The 21,262-nt window shown below is 69.4% G+C and carries 17 protein-coding genes; 12 read left to right on the forward strand and 5 right to left on the reverse strand.

All coding sequences use genetic code 11. The features are described from left to right. Positions 1 to 4 precede the first annotated feature (4 nt). Genes AB4Z46_RS25985 through AB4Z46_RS25995 form a run of 3 tightly spaced genes read right to left on the reverse strand, consistent with a single transcriptional unit; the run spans position 5 to position 3,011 of the window. Positions 5 to 1,171 (reverse strand): AI-2E family transporter, encoded by a 1,167-nt coding sequence (locus AB4Z46_RS25985; RefSeq protein ID WP_442286434.1) that lies wholly within the window; start codon positions 1,169 to 1,171, stop codon positions 5 to 7. Next, on the reverse strand, positions 1,168 to 1,920 hold the full coding sequence (locus AB4Z46_RS25990) for a LytR/AlgR family response regulator transcription factor (RefSeq protein ID WP_442286435.1): 753 nt from the start codon (positions 1,918 to 1,920) through the stop codon (positions 1,168 to 1,170). The genes AB4Z46_RS25985 and AB4Z46_RS25990 overlap by 4 nt, the downstream gene beginning before the upstream one ends. 2 nt (positions 1,921 to 1,922) lie before the next feature. Next, the gene (locus AB4Z46_RS25995) at positions 1,923 to 3,011 is read right to left on the reverse strand and encodes a sensor histidine kinase (protein ID WP_442286436.1); all 1,089 of its coding nucleotides are present in this window, start codon (positions 3,009 to 3,011) and stop codon (positions 1,923 to 1,925) included. Positions 3,012 to 3,063: 52 nt separating this feature from the next. Between AB4Z46_RS25995 and argH the strand changes: the two genes are divergently transcribed. From argH to AB4Z46_RS26020, 5 genes are all read left to right on the forward strand, one after another. Next, positions 3,064 to 4,461: an argininosuccinate lyase gene (argH, locus tag AB4Z46_RS26000; RefSeq protein WP_442286437.1), complete on the forward strand. Its 1,398-nt coding sequence runs from the start codon at positions 3,064 to 3,066 to the stop codon at positions 4,459 to 4,461. A 182-nt stretch (positions 4,462 to 4,643) separates the two neighbouring features. Continuing rightward, a complete protein-coding gene (locus AB4Z46_RS26005; RefSeq protein ID WP_442286438.1) occupies positions 4,644 to 5,486 on the forward strand; it encodes a glycosyltransferase family 2 protein in 843 nt (280 codons plus the stop codon). A 22-nt stretch (positions 5,487 to 5,508) separates the two neighbouring features. Then, complete coding sequence (locus tag AB4Z46_RS26010) at positions 5,509 to 6,483, forward strand: UDP-glucuronic acid decarboxylase family protein (protein WP_442286458.1); 975 nt, start codon at positions 5,509 to 5,511, stop codon at positions 6,481 to 6,483. Positions 6,484 to 6,487: 4 nt separating this feature from the next. Beyond that, on the forward strand, positions 6,488 to 7,861 hold the full coding sequence (locus AB4Z46_RS26015; RefSeq protein WP_442286439.1) for a UDP-glucose dehydrogenase family protein: 1,374 nt from the start codon (positions 6,488 to 6,490) through the stop codon (positions 7,859 to 7,861). A gap of 149 nt (positions 7,862 to 8,010) precedes the next feature. Beyond that, the gene (locus AB4Z46_RS26020) at positions 8,011 to 8,757 is read left to right on the forward strand and encodes an SGNH/GDSL hydrolase family protein (RefSeq protein ID WP_442286440.1); all 747 of its coding nucleotides are present in this window, start codon (positions 8,011 to 8,013) and stop codon (positions 8,755 to 8,757) included. Here AB4Z46_RS26020 and opgC read toward each other — a convergent pair. After that, positions 8,734 to 9,882 (reverse strand): OpgC domain-containing protein, encoded by a 1,149-nt coding sequence (gene opgC / locus AB4Z46_RS26025; protein ID WP_442286441.1) that lies wholly within the window; start codon positions 9,880 to 9,882, stop codon positions 8,734 to 8,736. The genes AB4Z46_RS26020 and opgC overlap by 24 nt on opposite strands. Positions 9,883 to 10,010: 128 nt before the next feature. Here opgC and AB4Z46_RS26030 point away from each other — a divergent pair, with 128 nt between their 5' ends. From AB4Z46_RS26030 to pbpC, 7 genes are all read left to right on the forward strand, one after another. After that, complete coding sequence (locus tag AB4Z46_RS26030; protein WP_442286442.1) at positions 10,011 to 15,986, forward strand: alpha-2-macroglobulin family protein; 5,976 nt, start codon at positions 10,011 to 10,013, stop codon at positions 15,984 to 15,986. Positions 15,987 to 16,063: 77 nt separating this feature from the next. Then, entirely contained in the window at positions 16,064 to 16,339 is a 276-nt protein-coding gene (locus AB4Z46_RS26035; RefSeq protein WP_442286443.1) for a DUF2277 domain-containing protein, read from the forward strand. A gap of 18 nt (positions 16,340 to 16,357) precedes the next feature. After that, the gene (locus AB4Z46_RS26040) at positions 16,358 to 16,762 is read left to right on the forward strand and encodes a PaaI family thioesterase (RefSeq protein ID WP_442286444.1); all 405 of its coding nucleotides are present in this window, start codon (positions 16,358 to 16,360) and stop codon (positions 16,760 to 16,762) included. A 12-nt stretch (positions 16,763 to 16,774) separates the two neighbouring features. Further along, positions 16,775 to 17,119, forward strand: coding sequence for a TfoX/Sxy family protein (locus AB4Z46_RS26045; protein WP_442286445.1), 345 nt, complete (start codon positions 16,775 to 16,777; stop codon positions 17,117 to 17,119). Next, complete coding sequence (locus tag AB4Z46_RS26050; protein WP_442286446.1) at positions 17,116 to 17,712, forward strand: class I SAM-dependent methyltransferase; 597 nt, start codon at positions 17,116 to 17,118, stop codon at positions 17,710 to 17,712. Before AB4Z46_RS26045 ends, AB4Z46_RS26050 begins: the two co-directional genes overlap by 4 nt. A 91-nt stretch (positions 17,713 to 17,803) precedes the next feature. Next, complete coding sequence (locus AB4Z46_RS26055) at positions 17,804 to 18,430, forward strand: LysE family translocator (RefSeq protein ID WP_442286447.1); 627 nt, start codon at positions 17,804 to 17,806, stop codon at positions 18,428 to 18,430. A 38-nt stretch (positions 18,431 to 18,468) separates the two neighbouring features. Further along, complete coding sequence (gene pbpC / locus AB4Z46_RS26060) at positions 18,469 to 20,619, forward strand: penicillin-binding protein 1C (protein WP_442286448.1); 2,151 nt, start codon at positions 18,469 to 18,471, stop codon at positions 20,617 to 20,619. Here pbpC and AB4Z46_RS26065 read toward each other — a convergent pair. Then, positions 20,570 to 21,262, reverse strand: a complete 693-nt coding sequence (locus AB4Z46_RS26065) for a TetR family transcriptional regulator (protein WP_442286449.1) — start codon at positions 21,260 to 21,262, stop codon at positions 20,570 to 20,572. The genes pbpC and AB4Z46_RS26065 overlap by 50 nt on opposite strands.

Here is a 21,262-nt window from a genome sequence, read left to right on the forward strand (position 1 = left end):
CCCATCAGTCTCCCAGCAACTCCCCGATCGACTCCAGGTCTTCCACGTGGTCGCAGACCGCCTTCGCGACCATCATGATCGGAATGCCCAGCAGCAGGCCCCAGATCCCCCACAGCCAACCCCAGAAGATCACGCCGACGAAGACCGCGACCGGGTTCATGCGGCTGCTCTTGCTGGTGAGGAAGGGCACCAGCAGGCTGCCGACCAGCGTATGGATGAGCAGCGAGGTGCCGCCCACCAGCAGGGCCATCTCGACGCCGTTGAACTGCAGGAAGGCCACCAGCGCCGCGGCCGCCATCACGATCAGCGAGCCGATGTACGGGATCAGGTTGGTCACCGCCGCCAGGATGCCCCACACGGCCGCGTTCTCGAGCCCGATGCCCCAGAAAGCGAGGCCGGTCGCGACGCCGACCAGCGCGCTGGTGAGGATCTGCACCAGCAGGTAGCGCTCGATGTGGCCCGAGATGTCGTCGAGCACGTGCACCGTGATCTTCTTCTTCTGCAGGCTGGGCCCCGTGATCTTGACCAGCTTGCGGCGAAAGGTGTCGCCCGAAGCCAGCGCGAAGAAGGTCAGGAAGGCGACCAGCGTGAGCTGGCCGGCGGCGCCGATCAACCCCACCGTGCCGCTCCACAGGTAGTCGCGCACGTTGAACGAGGGCCGCTCGACCACCACCCGCGCCACGCCCTTGCGCGCCGCCACCTTGGCCGAGCTCTCCTCGGCCGCCTGCTCGAGCTGCGCCGCGGCCTTCTGCACGGTGTCGAGGGTGTTGGCATCGGCGGTACGGCTGCTGGTGCGCATCGCCAGGCGCAGCTTCTGCGCCGCCACCGGCAGCGAATCGACCAGCTCGGAGGCGCTGCCGGCGAGCGAATAGCCGGTCCAGCCGAAGGCGCCGCCGATGCCGAGCAGGATCACGGCCGCGCCGATCCAGCGCGAGATCTTCCAGCGTTCGAGGCGGTCGACCAGCGGCGCCAGCGCATAGGTCAGCATCAGGCTCACCATGAGCGGAATGAAGACCGCCGCCGCCCAGCGCAGCGCAAACACGCTGGCCAGCACCGCCAGCACCACCAGCGAGGCGCTGCGCACGTCGACCGGCATGTGCAGCAGCACGCGCTCGGGCTCCTGCGGCGGCTCGACCGCGGTATCGACGCTCGGCTCGGCGGCGTCGTTCACCGCGCGTCCTTGAGCGCTTCGCGCACGGTCGACAGCTGGCGGCGCGACACCACCACCGGTTCGGGGATGCCGTCGAGCCGCAGCGCCCAGCCTTCGGCGTCTTCGCCGTCGTCGTATTTCTCGAGAGCGCGAATGGCGGAGCGCGCCACCAGCGCGTTGCGATGCACCCGGACGAACTTCGCCGGATAGCGCTCCTCGAGCTCGGCCAGGGAGCCGTCGAAGATGTGGCTGCGCGCTGCGGTGCGCACCGTGAGGTACTTGAGCTCGGACTTCAGATAGAGGACCTCCGACAACGGGACCCTCTCGGTGCGGCCGCGGTCCTGGATCAGCAGCACGTCCTGCGGCTCCGGGACCAGCGCGCGCCGCTCCTTCAGGTAGCGCTCGGCCTTCTGCAGGGCCTGCTGAAGCCGCTCGGCACGAACCGGCTTGGTCAGGTAGTCGACCGCCTCGAGTTCGAAGGCCGTGACCGCGTGGGCCGCATAGGCGGTCACGAACACCACGGCCGGCRCGGCCTCGTGATGGCGCAGCCGGCGCGCCAGTTCGAGGCCGTCGAGGCCGGGCATGTGGACGTCCAGCAGCACCAGGTCGTAACGCGCGCTGGCGAGCTGCTTGAGGGCGCCCTCGCCGTGCGCCGCCTCGGCCACCACCTCCGCGGCCGGCGAGCGGCAATCGGCCAGCAGGGCGCGCAGGCGCGAACGCGCCAGGGCCTCGTCGTCGACGATCAGGGTGCGAAGAGGAAGAGGATTCATGCTCATGACTCGGCAGGAATGGCGATGCGGACGCGATAGCTCTTCTGGTCCATGCCGGCGTTGAACTGCGCCTGCATGTCGTGCAGCAGCCTCAGGCGGTCGCGCACGTTCGCCAGTGCGATGCCATGGCCGCGGGGCAGCGGCGCATCGGCCCAGCGCAGCGGCGGCAGGCTGTTGACCACCTCGATCAGCACCATCGCGCCGCGGCGCTCGGTGCGGATGCGCAGGCGGGCGCCGTCCGGGCTCGGCTCGACGCCGTGCTTGACCGCATTCTCGACCAGCGGCTGCAGCAGGAGGGGCGGCAACCGGGCGTCGTCGGCGGCCGGATCGATATCCCAGCGGATGCGCAGCCGGTCGCCGAAGCGCACCTGCTCGATCGCCAGATAGCGCTCGGCCAGCGCAATCTCGTCCGCCAGCGTGACCGATTCGCCCGGATCGGCCAGCGCCTGCCGGAACAGCTCGCTCAGGTCTTCCAGCATGGCTTCGGCCTTGGCCGGCTCCTGTCGCACCAGGGCGATCGCGCTGTTGAGGGTGTTGAACAGGAAATGCGGCCGGATGCGCGACTGCAGTTCCTCGAGCCGCGCCGTGGTGGCCGCCGGCGTCTGGCCGCGCGCCCGCAGCACCAGCGCCGCCATCATCAGCCCCGCAAACAGGACGCCGGCCAGGGCACTGGCCAGCCAGGGCGCCTCGCCGACCACGCCGGTCAGCCGCAGCAGCCCGCAGCCATAGAGCGCCGACAGCGCCCCGAGCAGGGCCCCCGCCCCGTACTGCACCGGGACCGGCAGCCGGGCCAGCAGTCTCTTCAGCCCGCAGGTGGCCAGCAGCCAGACCAGCGTGGCGGGCAAGGCCCCGCCGGTGACGGTCGCGGCCAGCAGCAGCCACTCGGACAGCGTCGGGGCCAGGAACATCGTGGCCACCGCGACCACCACCTCGACGAACAGCACGGCGCGCAGCACGACGCCGATCTGGCAGGCGTCGAACAGCGGCCTGCCGGGACGCGCCGACACCCGCCCCTTGGCCTGCAAGGGCGAAGTTGAAGGCGTCACCGGCGACGCCGAAGGGGGGGCCGATAAAATCGACGGGTTGCGCATCGCAGAAACAAATGGGTGTCAAACCCATTATTGCCTCCCCTGATCGGTTCCCATGACCCAAAACCAACTCGACAAGAAATCCGAAGCCTGGTCCGCCCTGTTCTCCGAACCGATGAGCGACCTCGTGAAACGCTACACGGCCAGCGTGTTCTTCGACAAGCGGCTGTGGCAGGCTGACATCGAGGGTTCGCTGGCGCATGCCGGCATGCTCGCAGCCCAGGGGATCATCGGCGCGCAGGACCACGCCGCCATCCAGGGTGGGATGAAGCAGATTCGCGAGGAAATCGAATCCGGCGCCTTCGACTGGAAGCTCGACCTCGAGGACGTGCACCTGAACATCGAGGCCCGGCTCACGCAGCTGGTGGGCGATGCCGGCAAGCGGCTGCACACCGGCCGCAGCCGCAACGACCAAGTGGCCACCGACGTGCGGCTCTGGCTGCGCGGCGAGATCGACCTGATCGGAGGCCTGCTGACCGACCTGCAGAAGTCGCTGCTCGCGCTGGCCGAGAAGAACGTCGAGGTGATCCTGCCGGGCTTCACCCACCTGCAGGTGGCGCAGCCGGTGAGCTTCGGCCACCACATGCTGGCCTACGTGGAGATGTTCGCGCGCGATGCCGAACGGATGCTCGACGTGCGCAAGCGCGTGAACCGGCTGCCGCTGGGCGCCGCGGCGCTGGCCGGCACCAGCTACCCGCTGGACCGCGAGGCCGTCGCCCGCACGCTGGGCATGGACGAGGTCTGCCAGAACAGCCTGGATGCGGTGAGCGACCGCGATTTCGCGATCGAGTTCACGGCCGCGGCTTCGCTCGCCATGGTGCACATCAGCCGCCTGAGCGAGGAGCTGGTGCTGTGGATGAGCCAGTCCTTCGGCTTCATCGACATCGCCGATCGCTTCTGCACGGGGAGCTCGATCATGCCGCAGAAGAAGAACCCGGACGTGCCCGAACTCGCGCGCGGCAAGACCGGCCGCGTGGTCGGCCACCTGATGGCCCTGATCACTCTGATGAAGGGCCAGCCGCTGGCCTACAACAAGGACAACCAGGAAGACAAGGAGCCGCTGTTCGACACCGTCGACACGCTCAAGGACACGCTGCGGATCTTCGCCGAGATGGTCGGCGGCATCACGGTGAAGCCGGAGGCGATGGAGCGCGCCGCCCTGCGCGGCTACGCCACCGCGACCGACCTGGCCGACTACCTGGTCAAGAAGGGCCTGCCCTTCCGCGACGCGCACGAAACCGTGGCCCACGCGGTCAAGGCCGCGATCTCGCACCAGGTCGACCTGTCGGAGCTGCCGCTGGCCGTGCTGCAGACCTTCAACCCGAAGATCGAGAAGGACGTCTACGGCGTGCTGAGCCTGCGCGGCTCGCTGAACGCCCGCGACATCCTGGGGGGCACCGCGCCGGCGCAGGTTCGCCGGCAGATCGCCCGGCATCAGGCACGATTGGCCTGACCCGGCCGAGGCGACTTCACGGCGAAAACCGTGAAGTTCTGCGGCAATAGGCCAATGGACGGAGGGGGTCGACCGTCCGTTGTGTTCCTAAATGTAAGAATGTAGTGCTAAAGTTTGGCATGCTTTGCGCTTACGGATCAGGGTGAACCCTGAACCGAAGCTGTTACCGAGCGCCGAACTCCATGGAAAAACCCCGCTGCGTCGTCGTCATCCTGACCTTCAATTCCGCTTCCATCATCCGGGAAACCGTGTCCGAGGCGAAGAAAGTCAGCCCGCACGTGTTCGCGGTCGACTCCCATTCGTCCGACGGCACGCCCGCGATCCTCGAGGAACTGGGCTGCACCGTGGTGCAGCGCCCGTTTTCCAACTACAGCGACCAGCGCAACTGGGCCATTTCGCAGATCGAGACCTCCTTCGAGTGGCAACTGCACCTCGATGCCGATGAGGTGCTCGACGCCCGCGCAGTGGCCGACATCAATGCGCTGCTGTCGGGCACGCCCGGGTCGGACGCCTACCTGATCCGCCGGCGCGACTACTTCATGGGCAAGATGCTGCGCTTCAGCGGCCTCAACCCCTGGCACCTGCGGCTGTTCCGCTCGGGCGCGGGCCGCTGCGAATCGCGGCTCTACGACCAGCACTTCATCAGCCCCGCGACGCCCGGGCGCATCGGCGGCTTCATGCACGACAAGAACTCGGCCCGGCTGAGCGACTGGATCGCGAGCCACAACCGCTGGAGCGACGCCGAGGCGAAGGAGAAGCTCGGTCCCCGCGTCGCCGCCGACAACGTGCTGAAGCCGCGGCTCATGGGCGATGCCCGGGAGCGCACCCGCTTCATCAAGGAGCTCTACTACAAGCTCCCGATCGGCATCCGCTCGCTCGGCTATTTCGTCTATCGCTACGTCTTCCGCCTCGGCTTCCTGGACGGCAGGACGGGCTTCTACTTCGCCTTCTTCCAGGCGCTCTGGTTCCGCATGCTGGTCGACGCGAAGATGTACGAGCAACGCAACCAGCAGCCATCGAACTGACATTTACGGAGTGATCACGCGCATGCGCAAATACAACGCCTCCAAGCGAATCCTGGTCACCGGCGGCGCCGGCTTTCTCGGCAGCCACCTGTGCGACCGCCTCATCGAACAGGGCCACGACGTGCTGTGCGTCGACAACTTCTTCACCGGCAGCAAGCGCAACGTCGAGCACCTGTTCGACCATCCGCGCTTCGAGCTGATGCGGCACGACGTGACCTTTCCGCTCTATGTCGAAGTGGACGAGATCTTCAACCTCGCCTGCCCGGCGTCGCCGATCCACTACCAGCACGACCCGGTGCAGACCACCAAGACCAGCGTGCACGGCGCCATCAACATGCTCGGCCTGGCCAAGCGCGTGCGCGCCAAGATCCTGCAGGCGTCCACCAGCGAGGTCTATGGCGACCCGGAGATCCATCCGCAGGTCGAGGCCTACTGGGGCCGCGTCAACCCGATCGGCATCCGCAGCTGCTACGACGAGGGCAAGCGCTGCGCCGAGACGCTGTTCTTCGACTACCACCGCCAGCACCAGCTGCGCATCAAGGTGGTGCGCATCTTCAACACCTACGGGCCGCGCATGCACATGAACGACGGCCGCGTGGTGTCGAATTTCATCGTCCAGGCGCTGCGGGGCGAGGACATCACGATCTATGGCGATGGCCAGCAGACCCGCAGCTTCTGCTACGTGGACGACCTGGTGGAAGCGATGCTGCGCATGATGGCCACCGGCGACGAAGTACCCGGCCCGATCAACATCGGCAACCCCGGCGAGTTCTCGATGCTCGAGCTGGCCAACAAGGTGATCGAGCTCACCGGCTCGAAGAGCAAGCTGATCAAGCAGCCGCTGCCCGCCGATGATCCCAAGCAGCGCCGGCCCGACATCTCGCTGGCCCAGAAGGAGCTCGGCGGCTGGACGCCGCGCACCCAGCTCGAGGAAGGCCTGCAGAAGACCATCGCCTATTTCGACAAGGTCCTGTCGGAACCCACCGCGGCGGCCTGAGCTCATGAACATCTCGATCATCGGCACCGGCTACGTCGGACTGGTCACCGGCGCCTGCCTGGCGGACATCGGCAACAACGTCTTCTGCCTGGACCTCGACCCGCGCAAGATCGCAACGCTCAACGCCGGCGGCATTCCCATCTACGAGCCCGGCCTCGAAGCCGTGGTGGAGTCGAACGTGGCCGCCAGGCGGCTGTCGTTCTCGACCGACATCGAAGCCTCGGTGGCGCACGGCGACATCCAGTTCATCGCGGTGGGCACGCCGCCCGACGAAGACGGCAGCGCGGACCTGCAGTACGTGCTGGCCGCGGCCCGCAACATCGGCCGCTTCATGAACGGCTTCAAGGTCGTGGTCGACAAGTCGACCGTGCCCGTGGGCACGGCCGATCGCGTCAAGGCCGTGATCCAGGAAGAGCTCGACAAGCGCGGACGCTCCGACCTGCGCTTCTCGGTGGTGAGCAACCCCGAGTTCCTGAAGGAAGGCGCGGCGGTCGAGGATTTCATGCGGCCCGACCGGATCGTGATCGGCTACGCCGACGACGAAGACGGCCGCGAGGCGCTGGGCTGGATGCGCAGGCTCTATGCGCCGTTCAATCGCAACCACGAACGCACGCGCATGATGGACGTGCGTTCGGCCGAGTTCACCAAGTACGCGGCCAACGCGATGCTCGCCACCCGAATCAGCTTCATGAACGAGCTGGCCAACCTGGCTGACCGCGTCGGCGCCGACATCGAGGCGGTGCGCCAGGGCATCGGCTCCGATCCGCGCATCGGCTACAGCTTCCTGTATGCCGGCACCGGCTACGGCGGCAGCTGCTTTCCGAAGGACATCCAGGCGCTGACCCGGATCGCGCGCGACAACGGGCAATCGCTGCGCGTGCTCGAATCGGTCGAGGCGGTCAACGACGAGCAGAAGCGCGTGCTGACCAACAAGGTGCTGGCCCGCTTCGGCCCCGACCTGTGCGACCGCACGTTCGCGCTGTGGGGACTGGCCTTCAAGCCCAACACGGACGACATGCGCGAGGCGCCGAGCCGGGTCGTGCTCGACGTGCTGCTGCGCGCCGGCGCCCGCGTGGTGGCGCACGACCCGATCGCGGTCGACGAGACGCGGCGAGTGCTGAAGCTCGACTTCGCGGACGCGCCGGCGCTGCTCGAACGCATCACGTTCAGCGCCGCCAAGGATCCCATGGAGGCCCTGGACGGCGCCGACGCGCTGATCATCGTGACCGAGTGGAAGGCCTACCGCAGCCCGAACCTCGAACGGCTCAAGGCGCTGATGAAGACGCCGGTGATCTTCGATGGCCGCAATCTCTACGAACCGGCCACCCTGAAGGAAGCCGGCGTCATCTACCACGGCATCGGCCGCAATAGCTTCTAGCTCGCCCCCAGGTCGGGCTCACTGCGTGTAGCCCTCCCACCCCCTGCCGGGGGCAACACCAGCGGCCCGGCAAAGCCGGTTCCGCGGTGTTTCACCAACGGGCCTGGCAGCGCCGGCCGGGCCGCTGTGTTTGGTTAACATGGATGTCGATGAAAGCTGCCGTCCGCGTCGCCCTGGTTTCGCTCGCGTTTCTGAGCCCGCTGGTCTCGCAGGCCGAGCCGGACTCGAAACCGGCAGAGTCCGCCGCCTACGTGGCGGCCCACGCACGCTGGCAACGCGAACTGAACGCCTTCGACGCCGCCGACGCGCAGCGCATGCCGGACCCCGGCGGCGTGCTCTTCGTCGGCAGTTCCACGATCCGCATGTGGCCGCGGCTGGCGCAGGACTTCCGGCAGCAGCCGGTGGTCATCAACCGTGGCTTCGGCGGCTCGACCATGGCCGACTGCGGCCTGTTCGCGCACGATCTCGTGGTGCGCTACAAGCCGCGCATGGTGCTCGTGTACGCCGGCGACAACGACCTGGCCGAAGGCCGCACGCCGCTGCAGGTGCTGGAGAGCTTCGCCCAGTTCGCCAACACGGTGCGCGCCCAGCTGCCCGGCACCCGCATTGCCTACATCTCGATCAAGCCCAGCCCTTCGCGCGAGAAGCTGCTGCCCGGCATCCGGGAGACCAACAACGTCATCGGCGCCTACCTCCAGCGGCTGCCCAACAGCGCCTACATCGACATCTTCACGCCGATGCTGGGCGCCGACGGCCGGCCCCGGCCGGAGCTGTTCCGGGGCGACCAATTGCACCTCAACGACGAGGGCTACCGGCTCTGGCAGTCGGCGATCGCCCCGCACCTGCAGGATCAACCCGCACCCGCCGAGGCCTCAGTCGCCCAAGGCACGCGGTAGCGACTGACGCTGCGGCGGCTTCGGCCGGTCGTCCCACCACAGCGTGAGGCGAGCGACACCGTAGAGCCAGCCGAACACCACGCCCAGCAGCAACCCGTCGCCCCACCAGGGGCGGGCCGTCTGGCTGTCGCCGTAGATCGCGAGCACCGACAGCACGGCCACCAGGTGGGCGCAGAAGACCGGCAGCGAGGCGCGGCCCAGATCCTCCAGCCCGTGCAGGCGCGGGATGCGCCGCATGAAGCCCGGCCCGAAACGCACCGCCACGATGCCGAGCACCGCCAGGTTGACGAGGCGCAGCGGCCCGAGCTGCCACTTGTCGAACAGCAGGTTGAGCTCGACGTCGCCACCGAAGGGCGCCTGGCCGTGGATGCCGTGGTGCCGCCACCAGAATCCGTAGAGCGCCGCCGCGCCGGCCAGCACGACCAGCCAGGACGGGAAGTTCAGGGGCTTCGCATCGGGCGCGTTGCGGCTGGCGCCCATCCACAGTCCCGCGAACCACAGGAACTGCCAGGCGAAGGCATTGAACGCCCCCATCTCGTGGAAGGGCACCGCCAGGCCCAGGTAGCGCACGGCCAGCGCGTAGAGCCATTCGCTGAGGCCGAACTGCGCCAGCGCCCACAGGGTTGCGCTCGCCACCATCACGCCGGTCCAGCCGTGGCGCAGCGCGAAGGCCAGCACCCAGGGACTCAGGAGCATGAAGAAGATGTACATCGGCAGGATGTCGAGCAGCGCCGGCTCGTAGACCAGCAGCAGCGAGTAGAGGAAGCCCTCGCGCGGGCTGGCCAGGTAGAAGGACAGCAGGTTCTTCACCGCCGGCTGGTCGATGCGCAGGCCCACCGCCGAGATGATCGTGAAGAGGAACAGCAGCGTCGCCGCCTGGCTCAGGTAGACCTTGAGCGCACGGCGCCAGAAGGCCCGGCGCATCGAGTCGACGCCCCGGGTGCGCGCGATGCGGCTGTAGACCAGCCCCGAGACGAAGGCCGACAGCAGCACGAAGCCTTCCGCCGCCGAGACGAAGCCGAAAGGCTGCCCCAGCGGGTCGGTCAATCGGGTCGGCAGGTGGGTGACGGTCATCAGCACGAGCATGAGCCCGCGCAATGCATCGATTTCCCAGTAGCGTTTCATCGGTCGACGTGTTCGGTGAGCGGTCCGCGCGAGACACGCACGACGAGTGCGGAATTGTAAGGAGCGGGCCGACGGCGGGCCGCTTGGCGGGGGGCAAATGGGCTACGCTCGACGCGCCGAGAATTTGGATGGAGAACCCCCGCTTGAGCCGAACGATACCCGCCTTCCTGCTGGCCGCCAGCGCCCTGCTCGCGACCGGAGCATCCCACGCGCTGCAGATCACCAGCCTGACGCCCCAGGGCGAGGTCTCGCGCGTGCGCCAGGTGGTCGCCAAGTTCGACCAGCCCGCGGTCCGCTTCGGCGACCCCAAGGCGCCGGCGCCGCTCGGCGTCAGCTGCGCCGACGCCGAGGCCGGCAAGGGCACGGGACGATGGACCGGCGAGAAGCAATGGGTGTTCGACTTCGAGAACGACCTGCCGCCGGGCGTGCGGTGCAGCGTGACGCGCGTGGCCGGCTTCAAGTCCGCCACAGGTTCGGAACTGACCGGACCGGAAAGCTACCGCTTCAACAGCGGCGGCCCGTTCGTGCGCAACTGGCAGCCCAGCTACGGCAAGATCGACGAGCAGCAGATCTTCATGCTGGAGCTCAACGGCCCGGCCACGCTGGAGAGCGTGCAGGAGAACGTCTGGTGCGCGGCCGCCGGCATCGGCGAGCGCATTCCGGTCAGGCAAATCGACGGCGAGCAGCGTGCCGGGCTGCTGAAGGCGCTGGGGCGCGACAAGGAAGCCGAGAAGGCGCCACTGCGATTCCTCACGCTCCAGTGCAATCGCACGCTGCCGCCGGCCAGCCGGGTCCAGCTGGTCTACGGCAAGGGCGTCGCGACACCCTCCGGCGTGGTCAACAATGTGGAGCGGCGCCTCAACTTCGATGTGCGCGAACCTTTCGCGGTCTCCTTCAGCTGCGAGCGCGAGAACGCGCAATCGGCCTGCCTGCCGCTCAAGCCCATGACGTTGCGGTTCAACGCGCCGGTCGCGCGCAAGCTGGCCGCCGCCATCACGCTCAAGGGCGCCGGCAAGACCTTCAAGCCGGTCTTCGACGACAACGCCGCCAGGGACGACGATGGCGTGGTCGAGTCGCTGAGCTTCCCGGCCCCGTTCGCAGAGCAGACCCCGTTCACGATCGCGCTGCCGCCGAAGTTCGAGGACGCCTCGGGCCGCGCGCTGGCGTCGCCCGACAGCTTTCCGCTCCAGGTCGCGACCGGCGCGATGCCGCCGCTGGCCAAGTTCGCGGCCTCGCCCTTCGGCGTGGTCGAGCGCCTGGCCGAGCCCGGCGGGGTGGCGCTGATGCCGGTCACGGTGCGCCGCGTCGAGCCGGCCCTGCAGGTGCAGGCACTGACGCTGGGATCGGCGCCCGGCCAGGTCAGCGACCTGAACCCGAAGAGCGACGCCGAGATCATCGCCTGGTTCCGCAAGGTGCGCCGCTATGACGGCAACTACACGGTGTCGCGCAAACTCGCGGCGCGCGACGTCAAGGGCGCGCTGCCGAAGGTGATCGACAAGGACGACCGCGACCAGATCCAGACCCGCATGGTGTCGCTGCTCGGCGGCCAGGCCGGCGTGCGCACGCTGGACATGCCCAAGGCCGAGGGCGGTGATCCGCGGCCGTTCGAAGTCGTCGGCATCCCGTTGACGCCCGGCTTCCACGTGCTGGAGATCGCGTCGCAGAAACTCGGCGACGCACTGCTCGACGAGCGCTACGGCAGCGGCCGCACGATGTACGTGCGCACCACCGCGCTGGCCACCAACCTCGCGGTGCATTTCAAGCTGGGCCGCGAGAACGCGGTGGCCTGGGTCACGACGCTGGACAAGGGCCGCGTGGTCGCCAACGCCACGGTGCGCGTGTCCGGCTGCGACGGCCGCGAAGTGGCGAGCGGCACCACCGACGCGAACGGGCTGGTCAGGTTGTCCGGCATTTCCCCGGACGCGCCGTCCTGCGCCACCGAGGACGACTACAGCGCAGGGGCCTACTTCGTCAGCGCCCGCGCCAAGGACGCGCAAGGCGTCGAGGACCTCGCCTTCACCTGGAGCGACTGGCAGCGCGGCATCGAGCCCTGGCGCTTCAACGTGCCCACCAGCCTCGACGCCCAGCCCGACCGTATCGCCCACACGGTGTTCGACCGCACGCTGCTGCGCGCCGGCGAGACCGTGTCGATGAAGCATCTGCTGCGCACGCAGACGCAGAAGGGCCTCGGCCTGCCCGAACTGCGGCCCGACACGCTGGTCGTCACCCATGTGGGCAGCGGCCAGCAGTTCGAGCAGCCGCTGAAATGGCGCAAGACCCCCACCGGCGGGCTCAGCGGCGAGAGCAGCTTCGCGATCCCGCCCGCCGCCAAGCTCGGCGTCTACCAGGTCGAGCTGAGAAGCGGCAAGGAGGGCCGCGCGAGCGCCGAAGAAGGCGGCCCGGGCAGCTATGCCACCGGGCAGTTCCGCGTCGAGGAGTTCCGCCTGCCGGTGCTCGCGGGCCGGATCTCGCCGACCGACGGCAAGCCGCTGGTCGCGGTCGGCTCGCTGCCGGTCGAGGTCCAGATCAACTATGTCGCGGGCGGCGGCGCCGCGGCGCTGCCGGTGCGCGTGTCGGCGCTGGTGCGCGGCAAGCAGCCGTCCTTCGCCGATTTCGATGCCTTCAGCTTTGCCGCCCCCAGCAAGGACGGCGACAACGACGCGGAGAGCGCGGAAGACGCCCGCGTGATCGCCGACAAGCTCCCGCTCACGCTCAACCGGGAAGGCGCCGGCAAGCTCACGATCGACAAGATCCCGGTCGCCAAGGCCACGCCGCGCGAGTTGCTGCTCGAAGCCAGCTACGCCGACCCCAACGGCGAAGTGCAGACGCTGCGCAGCACCCACACGCTGTGGCCGGCCGCGGTGGTCGCCGGCATCAAGACCGAGGGCTGGGTGTCGGCCAGCCAGAAGCTCAGGTTCCAGGCCCTGGCCCTGGACCTCGCGGGCAAGCCGCAGGAAGGCGTGACGCTCAACGTGCGCGCCGTCGCCCGCATCACCACCACCAGCCGCAAGCGCATGGTGGGCGGCTTCTACACCTACGACAACAAGACCGAGGTGAAGGAGATCGGCACCGTCTGCAGCGGCAAGAGCGACAACCGCGGCCTGCTGTTGTGCGAGATCGAGCTCAAGGAGCCGGGCCAGGTCGAGCTGATTGCCAGTGCCACCGACAAGGAAGGCCGCGACAGCCGCGCCGCCAGTTCGGTCTACGTGACGCGGCAGGGCGAGCTCTGGTTCGGCGGCGAGGACCACGACCGGATCGACGTCCTGCCCGAGAAGAAGAGCTACCAGCCCGGCGAAGTCGCCAGGTTCCAGGTCCGCAGTCCGTTCCGCTTCGCCACCGCCCTGGTGTCGGTGGAACGCGAGGGCGTGATCGAGACCCACGTGGTGCAGCTCAACGGCCAGGACCCGACCGTGAGCCTGCAGGTCAAGCCCGAGTGGGGGCCGAACGCCTATGTGAGCGTGCTGGCGCTGCGCGGCCGGCTGCGCGAGGTGCCCTGGTACAGCTTCTTCACCTGGGGCTTCAAGGCGCCGCGCGAATGGTGGACTGCCTTCTGGTACGAGGGCAAGGAGTACGTGGCGCCGACCGCGCTGGTCGACCTCAGCAAGCCGGCCTACCGGCTCGGCCTGGCCGAGATCCGGGTCGGCACGCAGTCGCACCGCATCGAGGTCAAGGTCGCGAGCGACAAGCCCGCCTACCCCGTGCGCAGCCAGGCGCAGATCACCATCACCGGCCGGCTGCCCGACGGCAAGCCCGCGGCCGGGGCCGAAGTCGCCGTGGCGGCGGTCGACGAAGCGCTGCTCGAACTGCTGCCCAACGACAGCTGGAACCTGCTCGAAGCCATGCTGCAGCGGCGCAGCTGGGGTGTCGCCACCTCGACCGCGCAGATGGAGATCGTCGGCCGCCGGCACTACGGCCGCAAGGCCGTGCCCGCGGGGGGCGGCGGCGGCAAGAGCCCCACGCGCGAGCTGCTCGACACCCTGCTGCTGTGGAAACCCGCGGTGGTGCTCGACGCCAACGGCCAGGCCACGCTGAGCGTGCCGCTCAATGACGCGCTGACCACCTTCCGCATCGTCGCGGTGGCCGATGCCGGCACCGGCCTGTTCGGCACCGGCCAGGCCTCGATCCGCGCCACCCAGGACCTGCAGATCATCAGCGGCCTGCCGCCGCTGGTGCGCGAGGACGACCAGTTCCGGGCCCAGATCACGCTGCGCAACACGACGCAGCAAGCGATGAAGGTCGAGGCGACGCCGCGTGCCACGCTGCTCACGCTGGAGCCGCAGACGATCGATATCCCGCCCGGCGAGGCGCGCGAACTGGCCTGGCCCGTGACCGCCCCCGCGCAGCTCGCGCAGACGCGCGCCGAAGCCATCCTGTGGGAGATCGAGGCCCGCGACACGCTGGGCGGCGCGCGTGACGCGCTCAAGGTGCGCCAGCGCATCCTGCCGGCGGTGCCGCTGACGGTGCAGCAGGCGACGCTGGTGCAGCTCGACGGCCCCTTCACGCTCGATGTCGGCCCGCCCGCCGACGCCCTGCCCGGCCGCGGCGGCCTGCGGATGTCGCTGCAGCCGCGGCTGGCCGAAGGCCTGACCGGCGTGCGCGACTGGTTCGCGGCCTACCCCTATGCCTGCCTCGAACAGAAGGCCAGCAAGGCGATCGGCCTGCGCGACGGCAAGGGCTGGCAGGCGCTGGTGGCGCAGCTGCCGAGCTACCTCGATGGCGACGGACTCGCCAACTACTTCCCGCCGCGCGATGGCGAGGCCAACCGCGGCAGCGACATCCTGACCGCCTACCTGCTGGCATCGACGCACGAGGCGGCTTCGCTCGACCCGGCCTTCGCGCTGCCCGAAGCGGCCAGCGCGCCGATGCTGCAGGGTCTGGTCGCCTTCGTCGAAGGCCGCATCCAGCGCGAGTTCTGGAGCCCGCGCAAGGATCTCGACGTCCGCAAGCTGGCAGCGCTCGAAGCGCTGTCGCGCTACGGCAAGGCCCAGGGCCGCATGGCCGGCAGCATCACGATCGCGCCCAACCAGTGGCCGACCAGCGCGGTGATCGACTGGCTGCAGATCCTGCAGCGGGTGCCGGACGTGCCGCAGCGCCAGCAGCGCCTGGACGAAGCCGGCAATGTGCTCAAGGCGCGCCTGAGCTACCAGGGCACGCGGCTGGTGTTCAGCACCGAGCAGGACGACAACTGGTGGTGGCTGATGGCCAACGGCGACGTCAACACCGCGCGGCTGCTGCTCGCGGTGATGGACGACCCGGCGTGGAAGGACGACATCGGCCGCCTCGCCAGCGGCTTCATCGGCCGCCAGCAGAACGGCGCCTGGCGCACCACCACGGCCAACCTGTGGGGCGGCCTGGCGCTCGAGACATTCTCCAGGCGCTTCGAGAGCGCACCGGTCAGCGGCATCACGGCGGCCAGCCTGGGCCCGGCCAAGGCACAGGTGGACTGGAGCAAGGTCGAGCGGGTGAAGGCAAGCGACACGGGCGGCGCCCCGAACCAGGCCAGCGCCTTCGGCGCGCCGGCATCGCCGGGCATGCTGCGCAACAACACCCTGTTCGTCCCCTGGCCGGCCGCCACGGGCCGCGACACGCTGCTGGTCACGCAGAGCGGCAGCGGCAAGCCCTGGCTCACGCTGCAGTCGCTCGCCGCGGTGCAGCTCAAGGCGCCATTCGCCGCCGGCTACGCGATCAAGAAGACCGTCACGCCGGTCGAGCAGGCGGTGCCCGGCGTCTACACGCGCGGCGACGTGCTGCGCGTGAGCCTGGAAGTCAACGCCAGCGCCGACATGACCTGGGTCGCGATCACCGATCCGGTCCCCGGCGGCGCGACCATCCTGGGCGGCGGCCTGGGCCGCGACTCGCAGATCGCGACCCAGGGCGAGAAGCGCTCGGGCAGCGGCTGGCCGGCCTTCGAGGAGCGCAGCTTCGAGGCCTTCCGCAGCTACTACGAGTACTTGCCCAAGGGCGTGGTCAAGATGGAATACACGCTGCGCCTCAACAATGTCGGCGACTTCGCGCTGCCGCCGAGCCGCGTCGAGGCGCTGTACGCACCCGAGATGTTCGGCGAAATGCCGAATGCCAGGGTCAAGGTGGAGGCGGCGAAGTAGCGCGGCGGCAGGCTTGAGCTTGCGCTCGATCTTGCGCACACTGCGGGCTCGCCCTTCGGGCCTCGCATGGAGACATGATGTGTAGAAGTATCAAGACCTTGTTCAACTTCGACCCGCCCGCGACCGACGAAGAGATGCGCGCCGCATCACTGCAGTTCGTGCGCAAGCTCAGCGGCTTCCATCAGCCCTCCAGGGCCAACGAGGCGGCCTTCGAGCGGGCCGTGGAAGACGTCACGGCCGCGGCCCGCGCGCTGATCGAATCGCTGGTCACCACCGCCGATCCGCGCGATCGCGAGATCGAGGCCGCGCGAGCCCGCGCACGGCTGGCGGTTCGCTTCGGCGCGCAAGGCTGACCGAGACAGGAACCACCGATGCCCACCATCGAACAGCTCCAGCAGATCCTGGAACCGCTCTTTCCCGGCTTGATGGGCGTGCGCCTCGTCACGCTGGAGCCCGAGCGCGTCGTCGCCGAACTCGCCGTGCGACCCGACCTGTGTACCGCCGGCGGCATCCTGCACGGCGGCGCCTGCATGGCTTTCGCCGACACGCTCGGCGCCGTGGGCACGATCCTCAATCTCCCGCAAGGCAAGCGCACCACGACCACCGATTCCAGCACCAAGTTCATCGGCGGCGCGCGCAGGGACACCACGGTCGTCGGCGAATGCCTGGCGCTGCACCGCGGGCGGACCACGATGGTGTGGCAGACCACGATCAGGTCGGCGGAAGGCAAGCTGTGCGCGGTCGTCACGCAGACGCAGCTGGTGATGGATGCGTAGTCCCAAGGCACCGTGAAGAACTCGCAGGATTTCGTCGACTTCGTGAAGGACCAGCTGGACGCCTTGCGCGACCTGCAAGGCGCCCGCCTGTTCGGTGGCGTCGGGTTGTCCGCCCACGGCGTGCAGTTCGCGATGATCATCGGCAACGTGCTCTATTTCGTGGTCGACGACACGACGCGCCCGGCCTACGAAGCCATGGGCAGCCAGTGCTTCTCCTACACCACGCGGGTGCGCCGCGTCGAGGTCCGGCGCTACTTCGCGCTGCCGGCCGAACTGCTCGAGGATCGCGAGCGGCTGATGGCCCTGGCGAGGGAGTCCATGGAGATTGCCGCCAAGCCGAGGAAGACCAAGGCGTGACGCAGCCAGCCCCCTCGCCCACCGACCCCTGGCTTGAACGCTGGCTGTCCCTGGTGGCCGAGCGCGCCGGCGGCCAGCCGATCCTCGAGCTCGGCTGCGGCAGCGGCCGCGACACCGAAACGCTGGCCGGTGCCGGACTCGCGGTGGTGGGCATCGACCTCAGCAACGAAGCCATCGAAGCGGCCCGCGCCCGCGCGCCCTCCGCGCAGTTCCATTGCCAGGACATCCGCGAGCCTTTCCCTCTGCCGCCCGGAAACATGGGCGTCGTGATCGCGAGCCTCTGCCTGCACTACTTCGACTGGCCAGAGACTGTCGCACTCGTCGAGCGCATCCGCCAGCAACTGCGGCCCGGCGGCGTGCTGCTGTGCCGCCTCAATTCGACGCACGACTTCCATCACGGCGCCAGGCGCGATCCCGAACGCACGGACAACTTCTATCTGGTGGACGGCATGCCCAAGCGCTTCTTCGATCGCGCCGCGGTCGACCGCCTGTTCGCCACCGGCTGGCGGACGCTCGGCGTGGAAGAGCAGGTGGTCGAGCGCTATGCGCAATCCAAGGCGCTTTGGGAGGTTGTTGTCGAGCGGCTGCGCTGACGCGGCCGCGTCCCAGCGCTTCGGCCCGGCGCCGATTACATTCCACAACGGGTCGACGTCACGACGACCCGCCATACAAGGAACAACTGTCATGTCCATCCAGCTCTGGCTCGCCTTCGTCGCCGCATCGGCGGTGCTCCTGATCATCCCCGGGCCGACGATCCTCACGGTCATCAGCTACTCCGTGACCCACGGCCGCCGTGCCAACGTGCCGCTGGTGGCCGCGGTCGCGCTCGGCGATTCGACCGCGCTGGTGGTGTCGCTGCTCGGGCTCGGCGCGCTGCTCGCGACCTCAGCCTTCTGGTTCACCGCGATCAAGTGGGTGGGCGGGCTGTACCTGCTCTACCTCGGCATCAAGCTGCTGCGCGCCGGCATCTCGCCCGCCGTTCTTGCCGCCCCCGCGACCCCCGGCTCACGCTGGCGGCTGTTCGCCAATACCTACCTGGTGACGGCGCTCAATCCCAAGGGCATCGTGTTCTTCGTCGCCTTCCTGCCGCAGTTCATCGATGCGCGCACCGGCGTGACGCAGCAGTTGTGGGTGCTGGCCCTGACCTTCGTGGCGATGGCCGCGCTCAACGCCACGCTCTATGCGGTGTTCGCTGGCTCGGCGCGTCGCCTGCTGGCATCGCCGCGCGCGCAGCGGCGCTTCAACCTCGCCGGCGGCTCGCTGCTGTCGGCCGCAGGAATCTGGGCCTTGCTCGCCCGGCGCCCCGCCTGAAGTCTGCAGACCGGCGGGGACGCGGTGCCCGAGTCGACATGACCTCCTTTCGTTGTCCCCTGCTCGCGCTGGCGCTGGCCGCGGTGCTCGCGGCGCCGGCCTGGGCGATCCCCGGCTTCGACGAGGTCCGGCGCGACTTCCGCCCGTCCGACACCGCGGTGCTGGACCGCGACGGCGTCCTGCTGCAGCGCGTGCGCACCGACGCGCACGTGCGGCGCGGCGACTGGATCGCGCTCGCGGACATCTCGCCGGCCTTGCGCAGCGCGATGCTGCTGAGCGAGGACAAGCGCTTCTACGAACACAGCGGCGTCGACTGGCGCGCGGTCTCCGCCGCGGCCTGGGGCAACGTCTGGAACACCCGCACGCGCGGCGCCTCGACGATCACGATGCAGCTCGCCGGCCTGCTCGACGATGACCTGCGGCGCGCCGGCGGCGGCCGCAGCCTGGCGCAGAAACTCGGCCAGACCGTGGCGGCCCAGCAGCTGGAGCGCGGCTGGCGCAAGGACCAGATCCTTGAGGCCTACCTGAACACGGTGCCCTTCCGCGGCGAGATCGTCGGCATCGACGCCCTGTCGCGCACGCTGTTCGGCAAGGCGCCGCACGGGCTCGATGCGCGCGAGGCGGCGGTCGCCGCAGCACTCGTGCGGGCACCCAACGCCAAGCCCGCGCAGGTGGCGCAGCGCGCCTGCGAGCTGATGCGGGCAATGGAACCTGCCGGCAAGCCGGACTGCGATGCGCTCGACATGTTCGCCAATGCGGCGCTGCAGCGGCGCGCCTTCGATCCAAGCGAAGGGATCGCGCCGCACCTGGCCCGGCGCGCCTTGAAGGACGCCGGCACGGCCCGGCCCGTTCGCACCACGCTGCGGGCACCGCTGCAGCGCTTCGCGCTCGATGCGCTGCAGCGCCAGCTGCGCGAACTGCGCGGGCGCAACGTCGAGGACGGCGCGCTGGTGGTGCTCGACAACGCCAGTGGCGAGGTGCTGGCCTGGGTCGGCTCCTCGGGCACGCTGAGCCGCGCGGCCGAAGTCGACGGCGTGCTCGCGCAACGGCAGCCTGGCTCCACCCTCAAGCCCTTCCTGTACGCACAGGCGATCGCCGAGCGCAGGCTCACGGCGGCCTCGCTGCTGGACGACTCGTCGGCGCAGATCAACACCGCCGGCGGGCTCTACATCCCGCAGAACTACGACCGGCAGTTCAAGGGCTACGTCTCGGTGCGCACCGCGCTGGCGGCCTCGCTCAACGTGCCGGCGGTGCGCACCCTGGTGATGGTGTCGCCCGAAGCCTTCGCGCGGCAGTTGCGTGCAGCCGGGCTGCCGCTGGCGCAGAACGGCGACTACTACGGCTACAGCCTGGCGCTGGGCAGCGCCGAGGTGTCGCTGCTGACGCTCACCAACGCCTACCGCACGCTGGCCAACGGCGGGCGCTTCGGCGACACGCGCTATCTGCCCGGCCCCTCGCCCGCAGCGAGAGACAACGGCAACGCCATCGATGCGCGCGCCGCCTTCATCGTCGGCGACATCCTGGCCGACCCCAACGCCCGCGCCCGCACCTTCGGCCTCGACAGCGTGCTCGGCACCCGCTTCTGGAGCGCCGTGAAGACCGGCACCAGCAAGGACATGCGCGACAACTGGGCCATCGGCTGGTCCGGTCGCTACACCGTCGGCGTCTGGGTCGGCAACGCCAGCGGCGCGCCGATGTGGGAGGTCAGCGGCACCAGCGGCGCGGCGCCGGTCTGGGCCCAGCTCATGGGCTTCCTGCATCGCCACGAACCGAGCCGGGCGCCGGCGCCGCCGGCAGGCGTGGTGCAGGCGCGGGTGCGCTTCGGCGACGACCTCGAGGCGGCGCGCGCCGAATGGTTCATTGCCGGCACCGAGCAGCCGGTGTTCGCGATCGCGCCCGACGCATCGTCGGCCGAAGCGGCGCCGCGCATCACGGCGCCGTCCGACGGCACCATCATCGCGCTCGACCCCGACATCCCGCCCAACCGCCAGCGCGTGCGCTTCGAGGCCCAAGGCCGCGGCGTGCAATGGCGCATCGACGGCAAGCCCTTCGCGCGCGGCCCCAGCGCGCAATGGCTGCCCTGGCCGGGGCGGCACGTGGTGGAACTGCTCGATGCGCGCGGCCAGGTGGCCGACCAGGTCAGGCTCGAGGTGCGCGGGGCCGGCGTGGTGGCGGGCGCGAAACGCTGAGACCGGCGCGGAATCCCGCGGCCGTGAAAGTGACGAGCTGGTCGAGCACCACCTCGACCGACCGCCGCGCCTCGCCCTTGCCGAGCAGGTAGCTCACGCGCCCGTTGTCGGCGCGCAGGTACATCATGCTGCCGAACATGCATTCGAGCCGCCAGTGGAAATCGGTATCGGCCAGCCAGGGCGTGGCCCGGCGCAGCAGCGCGGTGAAGCGTCGCGCGACGTCGTCGTAGGCCGCGAACACGATTCTTCGCACCTCGGGGTCGGGATCGACCGAACACAGCGCGGACACGCGGTTGAAATCCGCGCCGGCGGCCGAACGCGCGAAGCGCAGGGCCGGCGCGAAGAACGCCCGCAGCACCGCTTCGAGCTCGGGCGCGGCGCACGGGTCCTGCGGCTCGCACTGCGCCAGCAGGGCGTGGCGCTGCGCATTCATCTCCGTCACCCGCATCGCGAACAACGCCTCGAGCAGGCTCTGCTTGGTGCGGAAGTGATAGTGCACCGAACCGGTGTTGACCTCCGCCTCGCCCATGATCGCGCGCAACGAGGTGCCGCCGTAGCCGTGCCGGGCGAACAGCCGCTCGGCCGCGAGCAGGATGCGCTCGCGGGTGGGGGTTTCGTCGCCGGACGGCAGGGCTGAACTCAT

Source organism: Variovorax sp. M-6 (assembly GCF_052114385.1).
GTDB lineage: Bacteria > Pseudomonadota > Gammaproteobacteria > Burkholderiales > Burkholderiaceae_C > Variovorax.